The organism is Haladaptatus marinus (genome assembly GCF_051194195.1).
Window position 1 is genome coordinate 1,348,463 of the sequence record NZ_JBLZNK010000003.1, and the last position, 21,511, is coordinate 1,369,973.

At 58.7% G+C, this 21,511-nt stretch carries 26 protein-coding genes and 1 pseudogene; 13 read left to right on the forward strand and 14 right to left on the reverse strand.

Annotated elements, in window-relative coordinates:
* Position 1: 1 nt before the first annotated feature.
* The 5 genes from hisI to ACN2TU_RS13220 form a co-directional block, all read right to left on the reverse strand.
* Complete coding sequence (hisI, locus tag ACN2TU_RS13200; protein ID WP_435155897.1) at positions 2-397, reverse strand: phosphoribosyl-AMP cyclohydrolase; 396 nt, start codon at positions 395-397, stop codon at positions 2-4.
* Between the two features lie 57 nt (positions 398-454).
* Positions 455-736, reverse strand: a complete 282-nt coding sequence (locus ACN2TU_RS13205) for a GYD domain-containing protein (protein WP_435155899.1) — start codon at positions 734-736, stop codon at positions 455-457.
* 104 nt (positions 737-840) lie between these two features.
* The gene (locus ACN2TU_RS13210; RefSeq protein ID WP_435155900.1) at positions 841-1,710 is read right to left on the reverse strand and encodes a polysaccharide deacetylase family protein; all 870 of its coding nucleotides are present in this window, start codon (positions 1,708-1,710) and stop codon (positions 841-843) included.
* Positions 1,711-1,809: 99 nt separating this feature from the next.
* Positions 1,810-2,487, reverse strand: coding sequence for a uracil phosphoribosyltransferase (gene upp, locus ACN2TU_RS13215; protein WP_435155901.1), 678 nt, complete (start codon positions 2,485-2,487; stop codon positions 1,810-1,812).
* Between the two features lie 78 nt (positions 2,488-2,565).
* Positions 2,566-3,792 carry a GTP-binding protein gene (locus ACN2TU_RS13220; protein WP_435155902.1) on the reverse strand — a complete coding sequence of 409 codons (1,227 nt, stop codon included), beginning with the start codon at positions 3,790-3,792 and terminating at the stop codon, positions 2,566-2,568.
* 130 nt (positions 3,793-3,922) lie between these two features.
* Between ACN2TU_RS13220 and ACN2TU_RS13225 the strand changes: the two genes are divergently transcribed.
* The 3 genes from ACN2TU_RS13225 (at position 3,923) to ACN2TU_RS13235 (ending at position 7,149) form a co-directional block, all read left to right on the forward strand.
* Complete coding sequence (locus ACN2TU_RS13225; protein WP_435155903.1) at positions 3,923-4,219, forward strand: DUF7990 family protein; 297 nt, start codon at positions 3,923-3,925, stop codon at positions 4,217-4,219.
* 1 nt (position 4,220) lies between these two features.
* The gene (locus tag ACN2TU_RS13230; RefSeq protein ID WP_435155904.1) at positions 4,221-5,195 is read left to right on the forward strand and encodes an ArsA family ATPase; all 975 of its coding nucleotides are present in this window, start codon (positions 4,221-4,223) and stop codon (positions 5,193-5,195) included.
* 103 nt (positions 5,196-5,298) lie between these two features.
* Positions 5,299-7,149: a carbon starvation CstA family protein gene (locus tag ACN2TU_RS13235; protein WP_435155905.1), complete on the forward strand. Its 1,851-nt coding sequence runs from the start codon at positions 5,299-5,301 to the stop codon at positions 7,147-7,149.
* 15 nt (positions 7,150-7,164) lie between these two features.
* On the opposite strand, the gene ACN2TU_RS13240 is transcribed toward ACN2TU_RS13235, so the two are convergent.
* Entirely contained in the window at positions 7,165-7,797 is a 633-nt protein-coding gene (locus tag ACN2TU_RS13240; RefSeq protein ID WP_435156190.1) for a DUF8052 family protein, read from the reverse strand.
* Positions 7,798-7,902: 105 nt separating this feature from the next.
* On the opposite strand from ACN2TU_RS13240, the gene ACN2TU_RS13245 reads away from it, so the two are divergent.
* The 4 genes from ACN2TU_RS13245 (at position 7,903) to ACN2TU_RS13260 (ending at position 10,955) form a co-directional block, all read left to right on the forward strand.
* Positions 7,903-8,619, forward strand: a complete 717-nt coding sequence (locus ACN2TU_RS13245) for a class I SAM-dependent methyltransferase (protein ID WP_435155907.1) — start codon at positions 7,903-7,905, stop codon at positions 8,617-8,619.
* Positions 8,620-8,689: 70 nt separating this feature from the next.
* The gene (locus ACN2TU_RS13250) at positions 8,690-8,911 is read left to right on the forward strand and encodes a DUF8007 family protein (protein WP_435155909.1); all 222 of its coding nucleotides are present in this window, start codon (positions 8,690-8,692) and stop codon (positions 8,909-8,911) included.
* 109 nt (positions 8,912-9,020) lie between these two features.
* The gene (locus ACN2TU_RS13255) at positions 9,021-9,710 is read left to right on the forward strand and encodes a DUF5828 family protein (protein ID WP_435155911.1); all 690 of its coding nucleotides are present in this window, start codon (positions 9,021-9,023) and stop codon (positions 9,708-9,710) included.
* Positions 9,711-9,767: 57 nt separating this feature from the next.
* A complete protein-coding gene (locus tag ACN2TU_RS13260) occupies positions 9,768-10,955 on the forward strand; it encodes an inorganic phosphate transporter (protein ID WP_435155912.1) in 1,188 nt (395 codons plus the stop codon).
* A 1-nt stretch (position 10,956) separates the two neighbouring features.
* On the opposite strand, the gene ACN2TU_RS13265 is transcribed toward ACN2TU_RS13260, so the two are convergent.
* Together ACN2TU_RS13265 and ACN2TU_RS13270 are read right to left on the reverse strand one after the other, a co-directional pair.
* Positions 10,957-11,610, reverse strand: coding sequence for an IMPACT family protein (locus tag ACN2TU_RS13265; RefSeq protein ID WP_435155913.1), 654 nt, complete (start codon positions 11,608-11,610; stop codon positions 10,957-10,959).
* 81 nt (positions 11,611-11,691) lie between these two features.
* A complete protein-coding gene (locus ACN2TU_RS13270; protein WP_435155915.1) occupies positions 11,692-12,195 on the reverse strand; it encodes an ACT domain-containing protein in 504 nt (167 codons plus the stop codon).
* A gap of 85 nt (positions 12,196-12,280) precedes the next feature.
* Here ACN2TU_RS13270 and ACN2TU_RS13275 point away from each other — a divergent pair, with 85 nt between their 5' ends.
* On the forward strand, positions 12,281-12,850 hold the full coding sequence (locus ACN2TU_RS13275) for a putative glycolipid-binding domain-containing protein (RefSeq protein ID WP_435155916.1): 570 nt from the start codon (positions 12,281-12,283) through the stop codon (positions 12,848-12,850).
* A 121-nt stretch (positions 12,851-12,971) separates the two neighbouring features.
* Positions 12,972-13,142, forward strand: a complete 171-nt coding sequence (locus ACN2TU_RS13280; RefSeq protein ID WP_435155917.1) for a hypothetical protein — start codon at positions 12,972-12,974, stop codon at positions 13,140-13,142.
* A gap of 9 nt (positions 13,143-13,151) precedes the next feature.
* On the opposite strand, the gene hisB is transcribed toward ACN2TU_RS13280, so the two are convergent.
* Positions 13,152-13,739, reverse strand: coding sequence for an imidazoleglycerol-phosphate dehydratase HisB (gene hisB, locus ACN2TU_RS13285; RefSeq protein ID WP_435155918.1), 588 nt, complete (start codon positions 13,737-13,739; stop codon positions 13,152-13,154).
* Between the two features lie 103 nt (positions 13,740-13,842).
* On the opposite strand from hisB, the gene ACN2TU_RS13290 reads away from it, so the two are divergent.
* Entirely contained in the window at positions 13,843-14,019 is a 177-nt protein-coding gene (locus ACN2TU_RS13290) for a hypothetical protein (protein WP_435155919.1), read from the forward strand.
* On the opposite strand, the gene hisA is transcribed toward ACN2TU_RS13290, so the two are convergent.
* Positions 14,016-14,738 (reverse strand): 1-(5-phosphoribosyl)-5-[(5-phosphoribosylamino)methylideneamino]imidazole-4-carboxamide isomerase, encoded by a 723-nt coding sequence (gene hisA, locus ACN2TU_RS13295; RefSeq protein ID WP_435155921.1) that lies wholly within the window; start codon positions 14,736-14,738, stop codon positions 14,016-14,018. The genes ACN2TU_RS13290 and hisA overlap by 4 nt on opposite strands.
* A gap of 75 nt (positions 14,739-14,813) precedes the next feature.
* Between hisA and ACN2TU_RS13300 the strand changes: the two genes are divergently transcribed.
* Both ACN2TU_RS13300 and fer read left to right on the forward strand, forming a co-directional pair.
* On the forward strand, positions 14,814-16,001 hold the full coding sequence (locus tag ACN2TU_RS13300) for an inorganic phosphate transporter (RefSeq protein WP_435155923.1): 1,188 nt from the start codon (positions 14,814-14,816) through the stop codon (positions 15,999-16,001).
* Positions 16,002-16,073: 72 nt separating this feature from the next.
* Complete coding sequence (gene fer, locus ACN2TU_RS13305) at positions 16,074-16,463, forward strand: ferredoxin Fer (protein WP_435155925.1); 390 nt, start codon at positions 16,074-16,076, stop codon at positions 16,461-16,463.
* Positions 16,464-16,517: 54 nt separating this feature from the next.
* On the opposite strand, the gene ACN2TU_RS13310 is transcribed toward fer, so the two are convergent.
* The 3 genes and pseudogenes from ACN2TU_RS13310 to ACN2TU_RS13320 form a co-directional block, all read right to left on the reverse strand.
* A complete protein-coding gene (locus tag ACN2TU_RS13310) occupies positions 16,518-17,399 on the reverse strand; it encodes an ABC transporter permease (protein WP_435155926.1) in 882 nt (293 codons plus the stop codon).
* Positions 17,396-18,475, reverse strand: coding sequence for an ABC transporter ATP-binding protein (locus ACN2TU_RS13315; RefSeq protein ID WP_435155927.1), 1,080 nt, complete (start codon positions 18,473-18,475; stop codon positions 17,396-17,398). The genes ACN2TU_RS13310 and ACN2TU_RS13315 overlap by 4 nt, the downstream gene beginning before the upstream one ends.
* 128 nt (positions 18,476-18,603) lie before the next feature.
* Positions 18,604-19,191, reverse strand: a pseudogene (locus ACN2TU_RS13320) (DUF3238 domain-containing protein).
* 102 nt (positions 19,192-19,293) lie between these two features.
* On the opposite strand from ACN2TU_RS13320, the gene ACN2TU_RS13325 reads away from it, so the two are divergent.
* Positions 19,294-20,328, forward strand: a complete 1,035-nt coding sequence (locus ACN2TU_RS13325; RefSeq protein ID WP_435155929.1) for an A24 family peptidase C-terminal domain-containing protein — start codon at positions 19,294-19,296, stop codon at positions 20,326-20,328.
* Here the strand turns inward: ACN2TU_RS13325 and ACN2TU_RS13330 are convergent.
* Positions 20,321-21,487, reverse strand: a complete 1,167-nt coding sequence (locus ACN2TU_RS13330) for an inorganic phosphate transporter (RefSeq protein ID WP_435156191.1) — start codon at positions 21,485-21,487, stop codon at positions 20,321-20,323. The two genes, ACN2TU_RS13325 and ACN2TU_RS13330, sit on opposite strands and share 8 nt — an antisense overlap.
* Between the last annotated feature and the right edge of the window lie 24 nt (positions 21,488-21,511).

Consider the following 21,511-nt stretch of genomic DNA (forward strand, 5'->3'; position numbering starts at 1 on the left):
CTCACTCATATGTTTCGTCGGGGTCGAACACTTTCTCGCCGACCACTTCGGCTTCGGCAGTAGCGTCCTCGCTCAGGGAGTCCAATTCGCGGTAGAAACAGGATTCGTAGCCGGTGTGACAGGCCCCGCCTTCCTGTTCGACGCGGTAGAGAAACGCGTCCCCGTCGCAGTCTACGCGAATGTCTTCGACGTGCTGAACGTGGCCGCTGGTGCCGCCTTTCTGCCAGAGTTCGTCTCGGCTTCTGGAGTAGTAGTGTGCGAGGCCGGTTTCGAGGGTTTGCTCGACCGCTTCAGGTGAGACGTAGGCCAGCATGAGCACGTCGCCAGATTCGGCGTCTTGGGCAATTGCGGGGAGCAGGTCGGCGTCGTCGAACGCAAGCGCGACTTCCGTAGTCATAGTTGGGCGAAGGTAGTGGTGGGGAATAGGCTTTTTCGCTCGGACTGGGGTACAAAATCAGTCTTCGACGAGTTGCGCGAAATCGTCGATCGGAATGATCTCCATCGTCTGCATATCCATCCCGTGACTCTCGACCGCGATTCCAGACTTGAACGCCGTGTCCCTGTCCGGGGCATCGAAGATGAGGATGTAATCGTACTCGCCCAACACTGCGTAACTGCCGTCAAGGGTGATGCCGAATTCCTCGAATTCGGCCCGAACATCGCCCCAGACCGACGCCAACTCCTGTGCGTTTTGGATTTGCTCGCGAATATCGACGAGAGCAACGTATTTTGCCATGTGAACTTCTAACGCACTCCGTCCGAAAAGGTGTTTTCACCGATGTTTCAAAAGAGGGGGTGATATCCGCGGGGCTAGCGAACTCGAATCGGCTGGCAGACGACTCAGTTACCACCCATCACCTCGAAAACTTCCCGGTCGCCGTCCTGAATCTCGCCGACCACTGTGCTGAGGTCTGCAAATTCGACGTCCGGTTTCGTCCGCATGTGCCCGATCAACTCCTCCAAGCGTCGCGTTCGCGGCGGTTGACCGATGACCTGTGGGTGCATGGCGAGGGTGAAAATTCCGTCGTCCACGTTCTCGTACATCCAGTCGAACTGCGCCTGCCAGAGGTCAAACACCGACTGTTCGTCGGCGAATCCCCACAGAATCGACTGTTCCCAGACGAACATCAACGCCGGGAAATCGGCCCGTTTCCACGAAATCGGGACTTCGACGATGTCGGTCGAATCGCCGAGTTCGAACGGGTCGGAATCAGGTGCTTTCCAATCTTTGCGGAGATGATACGGCACGAAGTCGTTGCCCATCTGGCTCGAATCCCACTCGAATCCCAATTCTTCGATGATTTCGAGCGTGTGCTTCGAGAACTCCCATGCTGGCGAGCGAAATCCGGTGGGTTTGCGTCCCGTCACGTTCTCGATGTTGGAAATTGCGCGCTCGTATTCCGACTGTTCCGCCTCCTTGCTGTCGAACGTGCTCGGGTTGACGTGTCGCCAGCCATGACACTGCACGTCGTAGCCGCGGTCGTGAACCTCCCCGACACGGTTGGGGAAGCTCTCTATGGTGTGGCCGGGGACGAACCACGTCGCGGGAACTCCACGTTTGTCGTGCAGGTCAAGGAGGCGAGGCGCGCCGACCCACGCGCCGTAAATTCCACGGGAGAGTTGCGTCGGCGCGTTTGACGCGCCGAACGTGTGTATCCAGACGGACACCGCGTCGAAATCGTAGGTCAGGCAGACGGTTGCTCGGGACATCGCAATGGGAGTCGACTGAAAATGTGATATCCCTATCTCATTCGTGTGGCATCGCTGTTCGTTGGATTAGCAAGGGGAGAAGCGGATATGGTTCGATATTTACTGCGTACGGAACGCGCGGTCGCCAGCGTCGCCCAATCCGGGAACGATGAACCCGTCGTCGTTGAGTCGGTCGTCAATACTTACCGTCAGCAGATCCGCTTGTGGGAACTTCTCGTGGACGTTGAGGAGGCCATCGGGGGCGCTGACCGCGGAGAGGACGAAGAAGTTCTCCGGGTTTGGTTGCTCTTTGAGCACCTCTTCGAGGACGGCACACATCGTACTGCCAGTAGCAAGCATCGGGTCGGCCACGATGACCGTGTCCTTCTCCGTGATTTCGGGCAGTTTCACGTAGTCGATGGTGATTGGGAACTCGCCGTTCTCGTTCATTCCGGCATCCTCGTTTCGGCCAGCACTGATGACGCCCTGCTTCGCGCGGGGGAACGCCTTCAGGAGGCCTTCCACGAACGGCGTCGCGGCACGAAGCACGTTGATGATGACCACGTCGTCCAATCCTTTGACGCGCTCGCCGGTCGTCTCGGTGAGGGGAGTGTTGATGGAGACATACTCGGTATCCATCGCGCCGTCGATGATTTCGTAGCCACAGATGCGACCGAGTTTGACGAGGCCTTTGCGGAAACCGACCTGTTCCGTGTTCTCGTCCCGGATTTTCGAGAGGGTGTCTTTCGCCATCGCGTGCGTGATGAGGTGAGCGTCACCTCGCTGCTCGATAGTCATATGCGATTCGTGCATGGCGAGGGGCTATAAGCTAACGATACGAGCGAAGCATCGGGAGGTTCTGACACGGAGGAAAGGTCACTCGCCGAACGTCAACAGTCCGTCTTCGGACTGTGGAAATGGATTTTCGAACCCGGCCCAGTCAGCGTCCATTTCCTCGTCGGTCAGCAAGCAGTCGTCCAGTTCAGCGACGATGGTGTCCTCGTCAAAATTCGTTCCGATAAAGACGAGTTTCGTCTCGCGGTCGCCCCATTCCTCGTCCCATTTGAGGTCAGAACGATTGTTGCGGTAGAGCTTCTGGTCGATTTCGGGGAGGCTCGCGATCCACTGGCCCGCCGTATCGACGCGGGCGGACGATCCGGCCTGTCCGTACTCCATCATCCAGTCCTGTCCGGCGAGCCAGAACGTTCCCTTCGCCCGAATGATGCCGTCGGGAAGCGATTCGAAGAAATCGACGAGGCGTTCGGGATGGAACGGTCGGCGTCGGCGGTACGCGACCGACGAAACGCCGTAGATTTCCTCCGGATGGCGGTGGTCGTGGGAGTGGTCGGCGTGAACGTGGTCGGGAGAATGGTCGTGGTCGCCAGTGTGCGCCATCGCTCGCTTCCACCCCGCGGAATCGCTGACTGCGTCCCGGTCGAACAGCCCGCGTTGAAGGACTTTGTCGGGAGAAACCCGACCGTGTTCGGTTCGAATCAGTTCGGCTCGGGGTTGGAGCGCGCGGAGAGTCGCCTCGATTTCGTCCAGTTCCTCGTCGGTCACCAGGTCACATTTGTTGAGCACGAGCACGTCACAGAATTCGATTTGTTCGATGACGAGGTCGGACAGCGGGCGCGTCTCGCCGTCTTCGGTTTCGGTTCGCTCGACCGGCGAGTCGCCATCGAAGAAATCGCGGAACTGGCGCGCGCTGACGAGGGTGACGGTCGTATCCACGTCGTACCGTGCAGCGGCGCGCGATTCGGTCGTGAACAGGCGCGCAATCGGAGCGGGTTCGCTGATGCCCGAGGATTCGACGACGAGGGTGTCGAACTCCCACTCGCGGGCGAGTCGGCTGACCTCGGTTCGAAGGTCATCCTGTAGTTCACAGCAGATACAGCCGTTGGAGAGTTCGGCGACGCCGTTTTCGGCGGTGAGTTCAGTTCCGTCCTCTATTAGTTCGGCATCGACGTTTATCGTACCCATATCGTTGACGAGCACCGCGATGTCCCTATCATCGCTCTCGTTCAACAGGTGGTTGAGCGTCGTCGTTTTGCCAGCACCGAGATTGCCACTCAAAATCGTAACCGGGATTCGACCCTTACTCATTAGCTATCCCGTGGCACGAACTGAAGCGTCTTAAGCCTACCCGCGGGGCGAGCGACAAGAGAAGAATAGGGAAGCATGCGATAGGAACCCGACCCGGTTGCTTAAATAGCGAGGACGATACTGTGGTAGTATGTCACTAGCCGACAGGATAGAGACGTACCGTCGGCACGTCTCGGAGTGGCTCCGCGGCCTCTATCACGGGATGATTTCGCATCCGGCGTACGAGTTGATAGAGAAGGAAGCCGAGGATACCGAGGACGAATTTATGCTCGCGTGTTTTCCCGACGTGTTCGGCGTCCCGAGTCCGATTTCGTACTATACTGCCGAACTTCTCCCCTACCTGACCGACGAATTCGAGGCATGGGAACGCCGAATGTGGGACCGCGAATCGCTCATCGAACGCAAAGGACAGCAGTATCATTTTTAACATGAAGAAGTTCGTTTTCTTCGGCGGCAAAGGCGGCGTCGGCAAAACCACGGTTTCGAGCGCGTACGGACTGAAGAGTGCGAACGCGGGATTGAAAACACTCGTCGTTTCGACCGACCCCGCACACAGCACCTCCGATGTGTTCGACCAACAGTTCGGTGACGAACCCACGCCGGTCGATGGCCACGACAACCTCTGGGCGATGGAAATCGACCCCGAGCAGGAGGTCGAAAACCACCTGATGGAGATAAAACGGTCGATGGGCGACCAGGTGAGTCCGGGGATGGTCAACGCCATCGACCGCCAAGTCGAGATGGCACACCAGACGCCCGGCGCGTACGAATCGGCGTTGTTCGACCGATTCGTCGATGTGATGCAAAATGCGGAGGAGTATGACCGCGTTGTATTTGACACTTCTCCGACAGGTGGGACGCTCCGACTGCTCTCACTGCCGGAATTCCTCGAAGGGTGGATCGAACGCCTCCTTCACAAACGGAAACAAAGCATCGACCTGTTCGAGAAAGCCGCCATTGGCGACCGAGAACCCCGACGAATGGTCGAAGGCGACCCTATCATCGCCCGATTGCAGGAGCGAAAGGAGATGTTCGAATTCGCCGGCGAGGTGCTTCGCACCGAGGCGGCCTACTTCCTCGTGCTCAACCCGGACGAGCTATCGATTCGCGAGACGGGGCGGGCCGTCGAGGAGTTGACCAAGTACGACCTCGCCGTCTCGGGACTTGTCATCAACAAAGTCACCCCCGAACCAGAGGAGGACGAATCGGGAAGCGGGGCGAAATATCTCCGAGACCGATGTCGAACCGAGCGCGACCGAATCGAACACATTCGCGAATCGTTCGACGAACCAGTGGTTGCGGTCATCGAATCGCGTGTCGAGGAAGTAAAAGGTTCGTTGCTGTCGAACGTGGCAGACAAATTAGACGTTACTGTCGAGCCGACACCGAAATCTACCGGATAGTTGTCGAACGAAAGACGACATTGTCACAGAAAGTGGCGATTCAAACCCATCATACTGCCAAGAACAAAAAGAACACTTATTACCGTTCATCATATTTTTGGCCATGAGGCACAATACCATGGCGACCGCAATCATATGGCTAGTATTGGGTGTGCTGGTGCTTTTCAGTGTGGGGTATATCGGCTACTCACGGTACCTTGCACAGTTCGTTGAACTGGACGACGACCGTAATACACCAGCACATAAGTACGAGGACGGGCAGGAGTACGTTCCTGCAAAGAAAACCGTCCTCTTAGGACATCACTATTCGAGCATCGCAGGTGGGGCACCCATCGTCGGCCCGATTACGGCGGGCGCGGCGTTCGGGTGGCTTCCCGCCATTCTATGGATCGCAATCGGAAACCCAATTCTCGGCGCAGTACACGACTTCATGGCCCTATCGGGGAGTCTCCGACACGAAGGGAAATCGATCGGGTACATCATGGGCGAGTACGTCGGCGAGCGCGGCAAGAACATGTTGCTGTGGTTCGCGTTCCTGACCATTATCCTCGTCATCGCGGTGTTCGCGCTGGTGGTCGCAGTCGTGTTCAACGCCTTCCCGAGTGCGGCGACTGCAAGCGTCCTCTACATCATGCTCGCGCTCGTGTTCGGCGTGTGGCTCTACCAACTCGACCTTCCGTTCGGAGCGGGAACAGTCATTTTTGTCTCTGGTGTTTTCGCCAGTGTCTGGGTCGGTATTCAGTACCCACTTGCGCTGTTTCCGGCGGCAGGTGACGCCGCGTATCCGGCGGGCACCATCGTCCTCTTTTCGGGTGGGACGGGACTCCCACTCGCAGGGTCGTACGGTGCGAACGTCGCAGGATGGGTGCCAGTCATCATCATCTACGCATTCATTGCAAGCGTTCTTCCGGTGTGGACGCTCCTACAACCACGAGATTACCTCTCTTCGTTCCTGCTGTACGCGGGGGTCGGCGGGATGGTGCTGGCTGTTATCGTCGGATCGTTGGGGCTGTTTAGCCCAGTTACCGTCGATGGAACGACCTATTCGTCGCTCTCAACACAACTTCCGGCATTTACGGGATTAGTCAGTCCGACGCTCGGGCCGATTTTCCCGTTCCTCTTCGTCACCATCGCCTGCGGGACGATTAGCGGGTTCCACTCGCTCGTCTCCTCAGGGACGACGGCGAAACAACTGAACACGGAAAGTGACGCTCGCGTCATCGGCTACGGGGGAATGCTCGGTGAGGGTATTCTCGCCGCAACCGCGGTTTCCGCGCTGGCAATCGTCGGCGTCACCGACTTCGGTAGTGGGCTGGCAGGCGCACTGGCGAACTTCCCGACCGGTGGCGGCATCATGCTCACCAGTTTCGGGATTCCGGCCCGATACGGTATTCCGTTCATCGGATTGGTGTTCGTGAGTTTCCTGCTGACAAGCACCGACACAGCAGTTCGTCTCGGACGGTACATGTTCGAGGAAATCGTCGGCACGCCGGAAACGAGCACCCAAAAGACGCTGACGAACCGCTATACCAACGCGGGAATCCAGTGTGTTCTCGCGTACGTTCTCGTCTCCAGCGGAACGTGGGAGAGCCTCTGGCCCCTGTTCGGTAGCGCCAACCAACTGCTCGCTGCGCTCGCGCTGCTGGCGGCAACCATCTGGTTGGTCAACTGGGACGACAGCAAACAACTGCTTAGCACTGGCGCACCGCTCGTGTTGATGTTCGCCGTGACAATCGTTGCACTGCTGTGGATTGCACTCATTCGCGCACCACAGGGCATCATGGAAGCCGAATCGACGGCGACCGCAATTTCGCTCGGCGCACAGGCAATCATCTCGCTCGTCCTTACAGGGTTAGCGCTCGCGCTGGCTAAAATCGGTTACGAGAACATCATGTCCACCCGACGTGAGCGCGCCGGACCTGCGGTCACGGACGGTGGCGAAGCGGACGACTAAAACCGAATTCCAACGTTAGGGTTTGAGTCGGCGCACGACACGCCGGAAAAAGCCCGATTTTTTCGAATTGAGTGGTCGCCAAAGAGCAAACGCCTCGCTCACGTCGGCGTTTTTGTTGTCGATGAGTTCTTCTCGGTCGGGAGCGACGACGACGAGGTTGATTTCGTACCGTCCGTAGTAGCCGTATTTGAGAAGCGTCCGGTCACGGAATCCGGAGACGAACTCGCGTACGTCGGAAGGGATTTCATCGGCAACGAGGACGAACGTGAACTCGGTGCCGAAATGCTCTTCGTCGGCGTCTATCCAGTCTTCTGCGAGTTCGTGGCCGAGGTCAACAAGCGATTTGATATTCGAGACGCGAGGTGAGTCGGTTCGCCGGACGAACAGATGTTCTTCGGCGGTGTGGTTCGCGTAGTTGAGCGATTCGTGAAAGAACTGTTTTTGATTTTCCATCAGCAGTCGACCGTAGAGCGTAAACTGCTGGTCGCGAACCGAGTAGGATTTCTCCAGGTCGTAGTTGATGAACAGTCGGTCACTCACCCGGTCTACGTACACGTCCTCCCAGTCAGGAATATCGATTTCGCTCTCCCCGCCAGAATCATCATCCCGTTCCTGGGACGAGTCGTATGGCTCGATACCGCCATCCATGCTCATTCGGTTGGTCGGGAGCGATAAATATCCACTGCTGGGACGTGAGTCGGTACCGAGACTCATTATATTTTTATTACAAATGATAGTGTGTGACACACTGTGATGAGTGCAGACCCACTCGGCCGAGCGATGCTCGACTACCAGCGCGGTGGACTGCGTGGTGATTGTCAATACCGGGACGGTGTGGACACACAAGACGGCCACATCTACGAGAACTACTTCAAACCGCCAGCGGAGTGGAACGACGACTTGAAAAGCCTCCTCGATTCGCTCGAATCGCCCATCGTTGACGTTGGCTGTGGGTCGGGCCACTATGCCGAATTTCTGCAAGAGCGAGGTGAGGTCGTCGCCATTGACGTGAGTCCGGGTGCAGTCGAGACTGCCAGGGAGCGCGGCATCGAAGACGCTCGCGTGATGGATATGTTCGCGTTGGATTTTCCACAGGACAGATTCCGCACCGCGCTCGTCAACGGAACCCAAATCGGCCTCACCCAGTCGCTCGCCGGAGCTCGCGACTTCCTTTCCGACCTCGCTCGAATCACCGACGAGGATGGCGTGGCGGTCGTGGACAACTACGACCCATCGACACTCGACCACGAGGAGTTCTTCGGCTACCGACCCGACCCGCGTCCGGGTGTCGCCCATCGAACCTTCCACTTCGAGTACGTTCGCGACGTCGAGCGCGAAGTGGGGCGAGACCTCCATTTCGTACTCTTTTCCCCCGACAGACTGCGGGATGTGACCGTCGGAACGCCGTGGGAGGTCGCCGAGGTGCGACCGAGGGAGGGCTACTACAAAGCGGTACTGCGGAAACCGTGAAACGGGACGGATGAAACGTCGAAGAGGGCCAGGGATAACACATAACACGAAAGCGTCCGTATCGGGGAGCATGGGTGGAAAGCGAACGGAAGCGTGTGGCAGGTGTGGTCTGTCGTCCGTCGTCGATGCCGCCTCGGATGGCGAGACACGCGACGTGTACGGCGATGACCGAATCGAAGTTTCCGAATCGGAGATGCGAACGGTCAGCAGACACGCGGAACTGCTCGGCAAGGCAAAAGACAAGCTCAACACGTTTGCCGAGCGGGTTGCATACGGAAACGTGCGAGAATAATAGTCCATCGAGCAAGGGCAAAAATACTTATTTCGGCCAGTGAGACGGGAGTTTGCGGGGGCTGGCAGTAAGAAGTAAAACCCTGCATGACATACCACCCATCGACCGAATGGAAGAGAGTATCTCTGGCTTCAAGCTCCGCGGTAGCTGGGGAGATATCGTCGAGCATGGCGAGCGAATCACGCAGGCCCTTCGAGAGGCAGATGTTTCAGGTACAGCGTTCGAAGAGTGGGACGAGTGGCGACCGAAATCGCACGAGAGACTCGGGGAGGACGTTGCCGAAAAAACTGCCGAGCAGGCGCATGTGAGCGAAGGGAAGGGCGAGCAAGCGGGTGAGTCGCCGGACGACGACCTCCGAACAGCAGGAGAAAAACTGACCGAATCGTACGAGAAGCTCGAAAAAGACGACACCGAGGGCGCGATGGACAGGTGGCAGGACTCGGTTAACTACGTCGCCCGTGCCGCAGACTCGGCGAGTAGAAAGGCGATTCGCAAGGTCGAGGATACGGTGTACCAGCGAGTGATGACTCAACTCGCACCGTACTACTTCGACAATGACCTCGTCAGCGCCAACATTCAACAGACGAGTCGAATGGAAGACGGCGAGGAAGGCTTCATCTTCGAGGTGAACGTCAACGACGACGAACTCAAAGAGAGCGTCTCCGCCCTGCTCAGCACCTACGAGGACGAAATCGACCGATGGCACGTGGATGTCGAAAAGACGACCGAAACGGTGGAGGCCGCAGAAGGTGTCGAAGCGCCGAAGCAGGATGACGGCCCGCGCGCCGACACGACATAAGAGTTGTTACATTTCGAGTCGGTACACTATTCACACGAGGGAGAATACTGGCCAGACATGGATGGCGGGTTGTTGACGTTGATTATTGCCGGTGTTGCAAGCCTGTTCATGGCGTGGGCCATCGGCGCCGGTTCGAGCGGTTCGACCCCGTTCGCGCCGGCGGTGGGAGCAAATGCCCTTTCAGTGATGCGCGCCGGATTTTTGGTCGGGATTCTCGGCTTTCTGGGGGCGGCTTTACAGGGTGCGAACGTCTCCGAGGCGGTCGGAAAGGAGTTAATTCTCGGCGTCCAGTTATCACCGCTCGCCGCGACCACGGGACTCCTCACCGCAGCGATACTGGTCGCAATCGGGGTGTTTACCGGGTATCCTATCGCAACCGCGTTCACGGTTACGGGGGCAATCGTCGGCGTCGGGTTGGCGCTCGGCGGTGCCCCTGCATGGGCAAAATACCAACAAATCGTCGCACTGTGGGTGTTGACCCCGTTCGTCGGCGGCGGGGTCGCCTATGCGACTGCCCGAACTCTTCGACACGAGGATGTTTCCGAAAAAATCGCGGTGCCGATACTGGGCGGCATCGTCGGACTCATCGTCGCCAACATCGGCTTCGTCTTCCTCGGGCCGCCGGAAGTGAGCGCGTCGATCGCGGAAAGCGTCGCAAACACCGTTTCGCTACCTACGATTGGCGGGGTCGATTTCGGAATCATCCTTGCGTCGCTCGTCATCGCGGGGGTGGTTGGATTCGCGCTCCGACGAGAGCTCCTGATAGACATGACACGGGGGCAGCGTCGGTTTCTTCTCGTGCTCGGTGGATTGGTCGCGTTCTCGGCGGGCGGGAGTCAGGTCGGACTCGCAATCGGACCGCTTCTCCCGCTGTTAGAACCCTTCTCGATTCCATTGGTGCCGGTGCTCGTCGGCGGTGGCCTCGGCCTGCTCGCTGGTTCGTGGACCGGAGCCCCTCGAATGATAAAAGCACTCGCACAGGATTACTCGGCGCTGGGACCGCGTCGGTCGATTTCTGCACTCATCCCGGCCTTCGCTATCGCACAGGCTGCCGTGTTTTTCGGCATTCCCGTCTCGTTCAACGAAATCATCGTCAGCACCATCATCGGAAGCGGCTACGCCGCCAGTGACGGTGGCGTCAGTGCGAGAAAGATGCTCTACACGGTACTCGCGTGGGTGCTCTCACTGGCCCTCGCGCTCGGTGTCGCCTACGGCGTGTTCACCGCGGTTCAGGCGATTTTCTGAGTTAACCAGCAGCGTCGATTTCGGCCCGACCGCTGGTCGCACTTCGAAGGCGATCACAGAGCGCGTCCGTCTCTTCGACCGCCACTCGAACCGAAAATCGCACGTCTTCGCCGTATTCGGCCTCGAACTCGACATCCTCGCTTTCGATGATTCCACGGACGGTTCCCGAATCGTCGTAGGTGACCACGATGTCGAGTCGTTGGTGGGGCCGCTCTTCGACGACTTCCGCGTCATCCACCGCCTCCTTGACGGCACGGGAATACGACCGCACCAACCCGCCGACGCCGAGATTGGTTCCGCCGTAGTACCGCGTGACGACGACGACCACGTTCTCCACGTCGCGCTGTTGAAGGACGTTCAGAGCCGGTTTTCCGGCGCTTCCGGAGGGTTCGCCGTCGTCACTGGAATATTCCCGAAGGAATCCGCTGCCAGCATCGCCACCGCCGTCGGCGCGGTTGGACGTTCCATCGGCCTGAACTCGATAGGCAGGCACATTGTGAGTGGCGTCCGAGTGACGGTCGCCGATTCGCTCGACGAACGATTCCGCGATTTCGACGCTCTCTGCCGGAGCAACATAACCGATGAACTCCGACCCTCGAACCTCGAAGGCGGCTTCCCCCTGTCCAGCCACGGTTCGATACGTTGTGCCAGCCATTGGCGCAGTGTTTGTGGGGAGCAACCGAAAAGGCGTGGATTTCGAACCGACAGCGAAAGAAAACGAGCGCGAACTCGGTAATTAACTGAGTTGAATCTGACGGACGAATTCAAGGTTTTTCAGTTCGTTCAACACGTCACCCGGCAGATCTTCGTCGGTGACGAGATAGAGTCTCGGGTCGTCGGTGAACTCCGGATCTTCGCTTATCGTCTGGCGAATCGAAATGTCGTTGTCGGCCAACAGCGATGTGACCGTGGCGACGATTCCGGGTTCGTCGGCATCCATGACTTCGATCGTCAGCACCGACAAATCCAGCACGGGAGCCAAATCCATCAGACTCGGAATCGAGGAGATATTCTGGAAGATCCGCCGTAGTTCCTCGTCCTTCAAAATCGCGTCCGTCGTCGAATCCACGACCCGTCGGTCAACCCCGACCTCGCGGGCGATTTGCGTGTTCGGAATCTCGATGCCGCCCGAAACGACGCGCCCCTCGTCGCTCACAGAGAAGCCGCGTTCGAGGAGGAGTCGGATGACCTGCTGTTGGCTCGGACTCCCCTCGAACTTCTGCATGATTCTGTCGAACATCCTTGTCGATGGTAGAGGTGCCCGACGATTTAGTCTGTGGGGTTCGAAGAGTGGACTTCATCACATCGCGCGTCGTGAGAAACCCATGCAACGACATATCGTCTGGGAGTTAGTTGACGGCGTCAGCACCGAACATCTCACCGTCGAGTTCGACCCCGTCCGCGCGGACGGGGTCGTCGTGGGAGTCGCCGAGGGCGAGGAGCCAAAAGAGCCGTTTCGAGTTCGCTATCGCGTGCAGTGCGACGAATCCGGAATGGTGGAAAAAGCCAATATTGACAGTTTCAGTGAGAATTCCAGAATCGAACTCGAACACGACGGCAACGGCAACTGGACGAAAAACGGAGAACCCGCACCGGAACTCGCGGGATGCAAGGACGTGGATATCGCGGTGACGCCGTTCACGAACACGATTCCGATTCGCCGACTGGATTGGGAATTGGGAAAGAGAGAGACGATTTCGGTCGTCTATCTCGACGTGCCCGCGATGACCGCGAAAGCAGTCGAACAGCGATACACTTGCCTCGAACCGCTGGATTCGGACGGTGGACTGTTCCGGTACGAGAGTTTGGAGAGTGAATTTACTGCCGAATTGCCGGTAGATACGGATGGCGTGGTGTTGGATTATCCGAGCGTATTTCGGCGGATAGGGGTATAAACGAACGAAATTTCATCATGCAATTTCAGCATCCAGTCAGAGTCGGTTGAATAGAGATTGAGGGCCTTGTACCAAGCAAAATGAACCGATTATTTATATATACCTGCTGTGGATGCTCCGTGTGACAGTACGGACAGACCGCCTCCTCTCAGTTCTCGTAATACTAGTTTCACTGCTCCTCATCGCGCAGACAACCACTGTCCCTCGAAATCAGTTGCTCGGAACAATCGGTCTCATCACGGGAGGGCTGTCGATCGGATATGCCGCGTCGCAGATTGTCGATACTCGCTGATAATTACTGTTACAGTGATTCTTTCGTACTCGCCACGTCGCTCCGCCGTTCATCAATCTGCGTCGCGTCGTCCAACGCGCGCGCAGTCGCCTTGAACAATGCCTCGATTTCGTGGTGTGCGTTCTCCCCGACGACCCCTGCGTGAAGCGTCAATCCGGCGTTCATCGCCAGCGAGCGGAAGAAGTGTTTCGCCATTTGGCTGGTCAACTCGCCGACGCGCTCCTGTGAGAACTCGCCGTCGAACTCGAAGAGCGGTCGCCCGCTCACGTCAATGACGATGTCGGCGACCGCCTCATCCAGCGGAACTTTTCGGTCGGCGAATCGGTGGATTGCTCGGCGGTCGCCAAGGGCTTCGTCGAAGGCTTCGCCGAGGGTAATCGCCACGTCCTCGACCGTGTGGTGGTCGTCGATGTGCAGGTCGCCGTCGGCGCGCACCGTCAGGTCGAATAGGCCGTGTCGTGCGAAGCTGTCGAGCATGTGGTCGAAAAAGCCAATTCCCGTTTCGACGGTGGCATCGCCGTCACCATCCACGTCGAGCGTCACTTCGATGGTCGTTTCCGCCGTTTCGCGGGTTACGGCGGCGGTTCGATCGCTCATACGGAACGATTCGGCCGGAGAAACAAGGTGGTTCCGCTTGGATTTGATAGGGTAACGTCTGACGCAAATATATTTATGTGGAGTTCTAAAAGATAGGTAGACCATGAAACGAGATGTTCTAAGCGTACTGATGGTTGTCATCGGTGTCCTCCTTAGCGGGACGGTACCCGGCCTCGTCCTCGGCGCACCGATGGCTACCGCAGGCTGTTTCCTGCTCGCCGAGCCGCGACTCGGGGCGCAGTCCGACGTGTTGCAGCGAATCGCCAGCAAGGCTCGCTAATCGAGCCCTTTCCGTGCGTCCGCCAGCGTAAACGCCCCCTGATAGAGCGCACTTCCGACGACGACAGCGGCGGCACCCGTCTCGCGGAGCGTTCGAACGTCCTCCACGGTTGCGACGCCACCACTCGCCACGACTGGGATTTCGACAGCTTCTGCCACGCGCCGAACTGGGTCGGTCTGAACACCTTCCATTCGTCCCTCCACGTCTACGTCGGTGAACAGAATCGCGCCAGCGGCGAGCTCCTCGTATCTCGTCGCCGCCTCCGCCGGGTCGAGACCGGTCGATTCCGTCCATCCGGAAACGAGAACTTCACCGTCTTTTGCGTCGAGACTTACCATCACCGACTTCGGATATTTCTCGCTGATTTCCGCGACGATATCCGGGTTTTCGATTGCGGCGGTACCGAGGATAACGCGGTCGACGCCGCGCGAGAGCAGGTTAAGAGCGTCGTCTGCGGTGCGGATGCCGCCTCCGAGTTGGACATCGACATCGACGGCATCGAGAATCGCATCGACCGCGGAGGCGTTCTTTCGCTCGCCGTCGAACGCGCCGTCCAAATCGACGAGGTGGAGCGTGTTCGCGCCCTGTTCTATCCATTCCTCCGCGGCTTCTACTGGGTCGCCATATGTCGTCTCGGTGCCTTTCTCACCCTGCACGAGTTGAACGACTTCGCTGTCTTGCATATCGACTGCGGGAACGACTTCGAACGTTGGGAACATACCCATCCTTAGACGGGGAGTCGTCTAAACCCAACGAGTCGTTACCGTTTAAGAGGTCGACGAGAATGTACGTGTATGGTCGAAGTTTTGCTGGTCGTCGGTATCGCCGTCGCGGTATTTGTCGGGTTTAACATCGGTGGCTCCTCGACTGGCGTTGCGTTCGGCCCCGCAGTCGGGAGTCAAACTGTCTCGAAACTCGGTGCCGCAGGGCTCATGTCCGGTTTCGCTCTTCTCGGCGGGTGGACCGTCGGACGAAACGTTATCGAGACGATGGGCGGGGAAATCGTCAGTATGACATTTACGCTCGGAATGAGCGTCGGCGTCCTCTTTTTCGTCGGGATGGCCCTGCTCATTTCGAACCTCTTCGGCGTGCCCGCATCCACATCGATGACGGCGGTCGGCGCGATTGCGGGATTGGGAGTCGCAACCGGAACCCTCAATCAAGAGGTGATGTTCGAAATCGTCTCGTGGTGGCTCATCGCGCCCGTCCTCGCGTTCTGGCTCTGTGCCGTTATCGGACGATATCTCTACCCGTATCTCGACGTGTGGTTCAAACTCGAACAGTCGGAAGGGCCGCTGTTCGAGTTCAACCACGTCGGGTCGGTACCGTATCCGACCGTCTCGGCAAATGCAACGACGAAAGAACTGTTCGTCACCATCCTCGTGGTCGGTATTGGCTGTTACATGGCGTTCTCCGCTGGCGCGTCAAACGTCGCAAACGCAGTCGCACCGCTGGTTGGAAGCGGTTCGATTGGGGAAAGCGAAGGTGTTCTGCTCGCCGCGGGGGCAATCGGGCTCGGTGCGTTCACCATCGCCCGCCGCACTCTCGACACGGTCGGGAACGACCTCACGGATTTGCCACTCCTCGCGGCGCTCATCGTCGAAGTCGTGAGTGCGAGTCTCATCACCTTCCTTTCGTTCATCGGTATTCCGGCCAGCCTCGCGGTGAGTGCGACGATGTGCATCGTCGGACTCGGATGGGGCCGAGCGACGCGAACCGTTCGAATTTCCGATGCGGCAGCCGTCGCGGTTCGTGGACGTGGCGACGAAGCGGAGAGTCCGGGAATGTCGGTCAACGCGCTCACCGCCGAGCAGAAAGAAGTGGCAAAAATCGGTGAAGAAGACCCGAACACCCTCCAAGCTAGCGACCTGTTCGACCCGTCCACGACGGCGCGAGTTGTCGGGCTGTGGATACTTACACCGTCGATTTCAGCTATCGCGTCCTATCTGCTGTTTTCGTTCGTGCCGCTCTCGCCCGCGTGAATCGTTCCTGATTTATAACGGAGGCAAGCGAAACAACAACTACTAACCATCCCCCGGACGAACCCCTGGGTGATGCCCACCGTAGAATACCTAAACTACGAAGTGCTGGACGACCAGGGCTTGGACCTGGACGACGACGACCTGTTCAACAACGCTGCCGACGCTGGCCTCGACGCCGAAGATTACGGCTCGCTCGAAGTCAACGAAGGCGAATACATCCTCGAAGCCGCCGAGGCACAGGGCTACGACTGGCCCTTCTCGTGCCGCGCAGGTGCCTGTGCGAACTGTGCCGCTATCCTCAAAGAAGGCGAAATCGACATGGACATGCAGCAGATCCTCAGCGACGAGGAAGTCGATGACAAAAACGTTCGCCTGACCTGTATCGGCAGCGCGGCGACGGACGAGGTCAAAATCGTCTACAACGCAAAGCACCTCGACTACCTGCAGAACCGCGTTATATAAACCCCAACGGGTTTCAGGGGGTTTTCCTTTTATTCGCGAGACACTGGATAGAGACTACTGCACGTTCGAACTCGATGCCCGCCTAAGCATGTAGACCGCAATCGAACCCAACACCAAATCCAACGCGATGAGCACGACGAGGGCCGGCACGAGAGTGTTCCACAGTCCAGTGAACTGCGACACCTGAATGACCTCCATCACGTCCGCATCGAGCATGATCGCCCTCGCGGCATCGACACCGTAGGTGACTGGGTTGTATTTCGCGACGGTCTGAATCCACTCCGGAAGCACCTCCAGCGGCAGGAACGCAGTCGAGACGAACAACAGGGGAAACTGGAGCAAGTTCGCGCCGATGATAGTGGATTCCTGATCTTTGGTCAACACAGCGAGCGTGTTCGACAGTGAGGTAAACCAGATCGAAAACAGCACCCCAACCGCGACGATGCCGACCGCACCGACGACACCGGTTGCGACTTCGGCACCGAGGAGGATGCCGAGACCGATGATGATCGAAATCTGAATCGCGATGCGAAGCACCTCGGCAGCAGTCTTACCGACGAAGACGGCGGTTCGATTCATCGGCGTCGCCAGCACCTTCTCGAACATCCCGTTCTCGATGTCGTTCACCAGACCGATGCCAGATGTCGTGGCCGCCGCGAGCGCGACCTGGATACAGATTGCCGGGACGAGATACGTCTCGTAGGAGATGCTCGAACCGCTGCGATTGACCGCACCGGTCGCGACCTGTCCGAACACCTGTGTGAACAGCACGAGGAAAATAATCGGCTGAACGAGCGACACCACGAGAACGAAGGGGTTTCGAACCGCCTTGATGTTCCACCGTTTGAAGTTCACCCACACGTCCCCGACAAACGAGTTACTCGAACGTCTAACGGTCGCATCGGAAGGGTTTCCGTCCGCCGACGGGGTACTCATCTGTCGCCTCCCTGCGCCGAATCGGCCATCGGTTTCGCTTCCTCCACGTGTTCACCAGTGATTGCGAGGAACACGTCGTCCAGCGTCGGTGCGCGGACGTTGAATCCAGTGACGGTCAATCCTGCATCGCGGAGTGCAACGAGGAGGTCGGTGCCGTTCGTTCGTGCCGACTGCGCCGTCACGCTGATTCCCTCGTCGGTGAGCGTTATCGTGGCATCTGGGCCGAAAATAGCCGATTCGCACGCGACTTCGAGCGCTCGCTCGCGGCCACCGTCGTCGTCGAGTTCGAGGTCGAGAACTTCGCCACCGACGCGGCGCTTCAGTTCTTCGGGCGACCCCATCGCAACAATTTCGCCGTCGAGGATAACGGCGATTCGGTCACAGAGTTGGTCTGCTTCTTCCAGATACTGCGTCGTAAGGAATATGGTCGTCCCCTCGTCGTTTATGATCCGGAAGTAATCCCACAGTCGCAGTCGTGCCTTCGGATCCAATCCCGTCGTCGGTTCGTCCAAGAAGACGAGCGGTGGCCGGTGGACGAGAGCAGTTGCCGTGTCGAGCCGTTTTTTCATTCCGCCGGAAAAGTCCTCGGCCTTCTTGTCGGCGACACCCGCCAAATCCGCGAGGTCGAGCAGTTTGTCGATTCGACCCGAGCGCTCGTCGCGGGGAACGCCGTACGCCTCACATGCGAACTGGATGTTCTCCCGGGCCGTCAGTTCGAGGTCAACGCTGGTCTCCTGTGCCATATAGCCGATGGTCTCGCGGACGCTCCGTGCTTCCGTCCGCACATCAAACCCGTTTACCCGAACCTCGCCCGCCGTCGGTTGCAAGAGCGTCACCAACACCTTGATAGCCGTCGTCTTCCCGGCCCCGTTCGGCCCGAGAAAGCCGAAAAGCTCGCCTTTCGGAACCGTCAAGGAAACGCCCTTTACTGCCCGTGTTCCGTCGGCATAGGTCAGTTCCAACCCATCCGTCTCGATTGCGGGCGGCCCTTTTTTCCCCTCATTTCCGCCCGTCGCCCGCTCCGCGTCCGATTGTGAGTGCTCCTGCGCACCGACTGACGAGTTCTGTCCGGACATATTCGTTCCTCACGAACACCTACGGGAACGACCCACAAATATATCCGAGTGAGAAATTCTTCACAGTGACGGTCTCGGAACGTCCGAGCGTCCGCATCTGAACGTCCGCGAACCGGAGCGATGGTGGCTTAGATGCGCGCTTCGAACTCGTACTCCATCGGCCCGGCCAAGCCGGATGAATCGTCGCCAGTCTCGCGAAAGTCGTGGCGGTACAGCGTTTCGAACGAACCGAAGTCGGTTTGTACATAAAATTCGAAGCAAGGGAATCCGTCGTGCTGGCCGCGAACATCGACCGTGTCACGTCCAACCGTGAGTTCGAGGTGATAATCAACCGGAGAAGGGTGTGGAACCAGCGGATTGCTCACACTGGCGTGAATCTCGAACTCGACGTGGTCGTCGTACCATGTGGGGTCGGTACAGAGAATGCCGTCGGTGGACGCTTTTCCAGTTCGAACGTCTTCGGTACCATCCCTCCGGGTGATTCGTTTGACCGAAATACCGGTATCGGCATGCTCCGTCAGCGTTCATCGTGTGAAATCGACGACCGCTTCCTGTTCGACCCGGCAACGACCTGTGGTAACCACGTGTGGAGTGAACTCTCGGTCATCGCCGCGGAACTCCACGGTTTGTTCGGTCTCCCGTGGATTCACGATCCATGCCGACGGGATGAACGTCGCTGCCCGTACCTTCACGAGGTCGAATTCCTGCTGACGCATGCGTAGGTTACGATTTGTTGGTCGGTAAAATTAGTGAACGGATTGTCTTTCGTATTGGGAAGACCGCAACACCTAACATCCCTCCCTGAGCGCTACCGTCTGGTGCATACTCCGATTCCAGACCTCCTGCGACTGCTCGCACTGCCCGTCCTCGGGTGGGCCGCTTGGCGCGACATACGGACGCGCCGGGTGTCCAACGTGACGTGGTATCCTCTTTCAGCACTTGCAATCGTTTTGCTGGTGCTGGAGGGATGGGTCGCATGGAGCGGGCCGCCGTTCGCACGAGAATGGTTCGGATTGCAAGTCGTCGTCAGCGAATGGTACTTTTTCTACGTCGCCGTGAGTCTGGGCTTCGTCGCGCCGCTGGTCATCGCGTTCTGGTGGTTCCGAGCGTTCGGCGGCGCGGACGCAAAGGCGTTTCTCGTCATCGCCGCGTTGTTTCCAGCGTATCCTCTCTACCATCTCGGAGAGTGGGTGTTTCCCGTGCAGGGAACCGTCCTCGGCGTGTTCTCGCTCACGATTCTGACGAACACGGTATTGCTCGGCGCACTCTATCCCGTTTCGCTGTTCGTCCGAAATCTCATCGCGGGTCGATTCGCATCGGTAATGTTCGTAGGGCGCGTCATTCCATGGGACGAAATTCCGACCGCACACGGCCGACTCCTCGAAACACCGGACGGAACCAGTCGCAGTGGTGCGGATTTGGACGCGATTCGAATGTATCTGCGCTGGCGCGGGATTATGCTGACTGATCTGCGCGAACGAGCGACCGACCTGCGAGACCCGGCCACGCTGCCCGCGGAACCGAATCCACCGACGGACGGGGCGGTGTCCACGACTGACGAGGCCGTCACCGACGGCGGAGCGGTCATCGAAAGAGCGCAGATTTCGAGCAAATCGGGATACGAAGACCCGTGGGGGGCGGCACACTTCTTGGACGGCATCGACCACGGCGCGTACGGGACGACACCGACGCAACTCCGGGAAGGGTTGGAAGTGCTGGTCACCGAAGACGAAGTTTGGGTCTCACCCGGTATCCCATTCATCGTCCCGATGTTCGGCGGCCTCGTTGTCGCGTTCAGTTACGGCGACCTGCTTTCGGGCCTCCTCGGTGCGCTGGGTATCGTGGCTATCTGATTCCGGTGAGCGTCGTGAGTACGGTGTATATTCCGTAACCCATAACTCCCGCACCGATGAGCGAGACGACCCACGCGCTGAGCGTGAACGCTATTTTTCGTCCGGAGACGCCGCCCGACCCGACGACGAGACCGCTTCCGATGACGCTGGAGATGATGATATTGTTGAACGAAATGGGAATTCCCAGCGCGATAGCCGCCTGTGCGATGAGAAATCCGGGCACGAGTGCGGCAATCGACCGTCGAACGCCGAGTTGCGAATACTCGCGGGAAACCGCTTGAAGAAGTCGAGGCGACCCCATCCACGCACCGAGCAGGATGCCGACGCCACCGAGAACGAGCAAAGTAACGTCGGGCACGTCGAAGGTCGCAAAGAGCGGTTCGAGCGGTCCGGTAGCGAGACCGACCTGACTACCGCCGCTGGAGAAGGCGACGACGGCACCGAGACCGACGAGGAACTGCCGTATTCCGCCGTCTATCGATCGCTCCATCGAACGTCGCAGCACCGCGAAAACGACAGCTCCGACGACGAAGCTCGTTACCACCATCACCACGTCGAACGAACCGAAGAGCGTCGGAGTTGCGCCGACCCGTGCCGAAACGAAACGAGCGACCGTCCCCTGACCCGACGGGCCGGGTATGATGGCAAGTTCGACGTTCGCGAGCACGAATCCGACGAATCCGCCGAGGAGCGGAACCCCGACCGTCTCGGGAATCGAATCGTTTCGGAGGAGCGAGGCCGTGGTGTACGCGATCGTCGCCGAAACGAACGGGACGGAGACCCAGAACGTTCCGATTTCCCGGTAGGTGTCCCACGCCGGGTTTCCACCGAGTGCCAATCCGACACCGACCATCGCGCCGGTCGTCGCGAACGCTGCCGGAATCGGATAGCCCGTCGAAACGCCGACAGCGATGAACAACGCGGCAGTAAACAGCCCTGCGGCCGCCCCCAGCGGAGAGATCGAGACGCCGTCGATGAGGCCAGTGCCGACCGTCTCCGAGATGCTTCCCCCCTGTGCGATGGCGCCGAGCGCCGCGAACACGCCGATGAAAAACGCCGCACGCATCGTCGGAATCGCGTTCGCACCGACTGCGGGGGCAAACGGCGGCGAGTTGCTCGAAGCCCCGAGTGACCACGCCATGAAAAGACTGGCGAGCATCGCTACCAGAACCACGGCAATCGT

Coding starts and splice junctions, on each gene's coding strand:
- ACN2TU_RS13255 (WP_435155911.1), top strand. CDS start 9,021: ATGGAAGAGAGTATCTCTGGCTTCAAGCTCCGCGGTAGCTGGGGAGAT.
- ACN2TU_RS13275 (WP_435155916.1), top strand. CDS start 12,281: ATGCAACGACATATCGTCTGGGAGTTAGTTGACGGCGTCAGCACCGAA.
- ACN2TU_RS13290 (WP_435155919.1), top strand. CDS start 13,843: ATGAAACGAGATGTTCTAAGCGTACTGATGGTTGTCATCGGTGTCCTC.
- hisA (WP_435155921.1), bottom strand. CDS start 14,738: ATGTTCCCAACGTTCGAAGTCGTTCCCGCAGTCGATATGCAAGACAGC.
- ACN2TU_RS13330 (WP_435156191.1), bottom strand. CDS start 21,487: ATGCTCGCCAGTCTTTTCATGGCGTGGTCACTCGGGGCTTCGAGCAAC.
- ACN2TU_RS13235 (WP_435155905.1), top strand. CDS start 5,299: ATGAGGCACAATACCATGGCGACCGCAATCATATGGCTAGTATTGGGT.
- hisB (WP_435155918.1), bottom strand. CDS start 13,739: ATGAGCGATCGAACCGCCGCCGTAACCCGCGAAACGGCGGAAACGACC.
- ACN2TU_RS13250 (WP_435155909.1), top strand. CDS start 8,690: ATGGGTGGAAAGCGAACGGAAGCGTGTGGCAGGTGTGGTCTGTCGTCC.
- upp (WP_435155901.1), bottom strand. CDS start 2,487: ATGACTATCGAGCAGCGAGGTGACGCTCACCTCATCACGCACGCGATG.
- ACN2TU_RS13225 (WP_435155903.1), top strand. CDS start 3,923: ATGTCACTAGCCGACAGGATAGAGACGTACCGTCGGCACGTCTCGGAG.
- ACN2TU_RS13205 (WP_435155899.1), bottom strand. CDS start 736: ATGGCAAAATACGTTGCTCTCGTCGATATTCGCGAGCAAATCCAAAAC.
- ACN2TU_RS13310 (WP_435155926.1), bottom strand. CDS start 17,399: ATGAGTACCCCGTCGGCGGACGGAAACCCTTCCGATGCGACCGTTAGA.
- ACN2TU_RS13210 (WP_435155900.1), bottom strand. CDS start 1,710: ATGTCCCGAGCAACCGTCTGCCTGACCTACGATTTCGACGCGGTGTCC.
- ACN2TU_RS13265 (WP_435155913.1), bottom strand. CDS start 11,610: ATGGCTGGCACAACGTATCGAACCGTGGCTGGACAGGGGGAAGCCGCC.
- ACN2TU_RS13220 (WP_435155902.1), bottom strand. CDS start 3,792: ATGAGTAAGGGTCGAATCCCGGTTACGATTTTGAGTGGCAATCTCGGT.
- ACN2TU_RS13245 (WP_435155907.1), top strand. CDS start 7,903: ATGAGTGCAGACCCACTCGGCCGAGCGATGCTCGACTACCAGCGCGGT.
- hisI (WP_435155897.1), bottom strand. CDS start 397: ATGACTACGGAAGTCGCGCTTGCGTTCGACGACGCCGACCTGCTCCCC.
- ACN2TU_RS13315 (WP_435155927.1), bottom strand. CDS start 18,475: ATGTCCGGACAGAACTCGTCAGTCGGTGCGCAGGAGCACTCACAATCG.
- ACN2TU_RS13260 (WP_435155912.1), top strand. CDS start 9,768: ATGGATGGCGGGTTGTTGACGTTGATTATTGCCGGTGTTGCAAGCCTG.
- ACN2TU_RS13270 (WP_435155915.1), bottom strand. CDS start 12,195: ATGTTCGACAGAATCATGCAGAAGTTCGAGGGGAGTCCGAGCCAACAG.
- ACN2TU_RS13230 (WP_435155904.1), top strand. CDS start 4,221: ATGAAGAAGTTCGTTTTCTTCGGCGGCAAAGGCGGCGTCGGCAAAACC.
- ACN2TU_RS13240 (WP_435156190.1), bottom strand. CDS start 7,797: ATGGATGGCGGTATCGAGCCATACGACTCGTCCCAGGAACGGGATGAT.
- ACN2TU_RS13300 (WP_435155923.1), top strand. CDS start 14,814: ATGGTCGAAGTTTTGCTGGTCGTCGGTATCGCCGTCGCGGTATTTGTC.
- fer (WP_435155925.1), top strand. CDS start 16,074: ATGCCCACCGTAGAATACCTAAACTACGAAGTGCTGGACGACCAGGGC.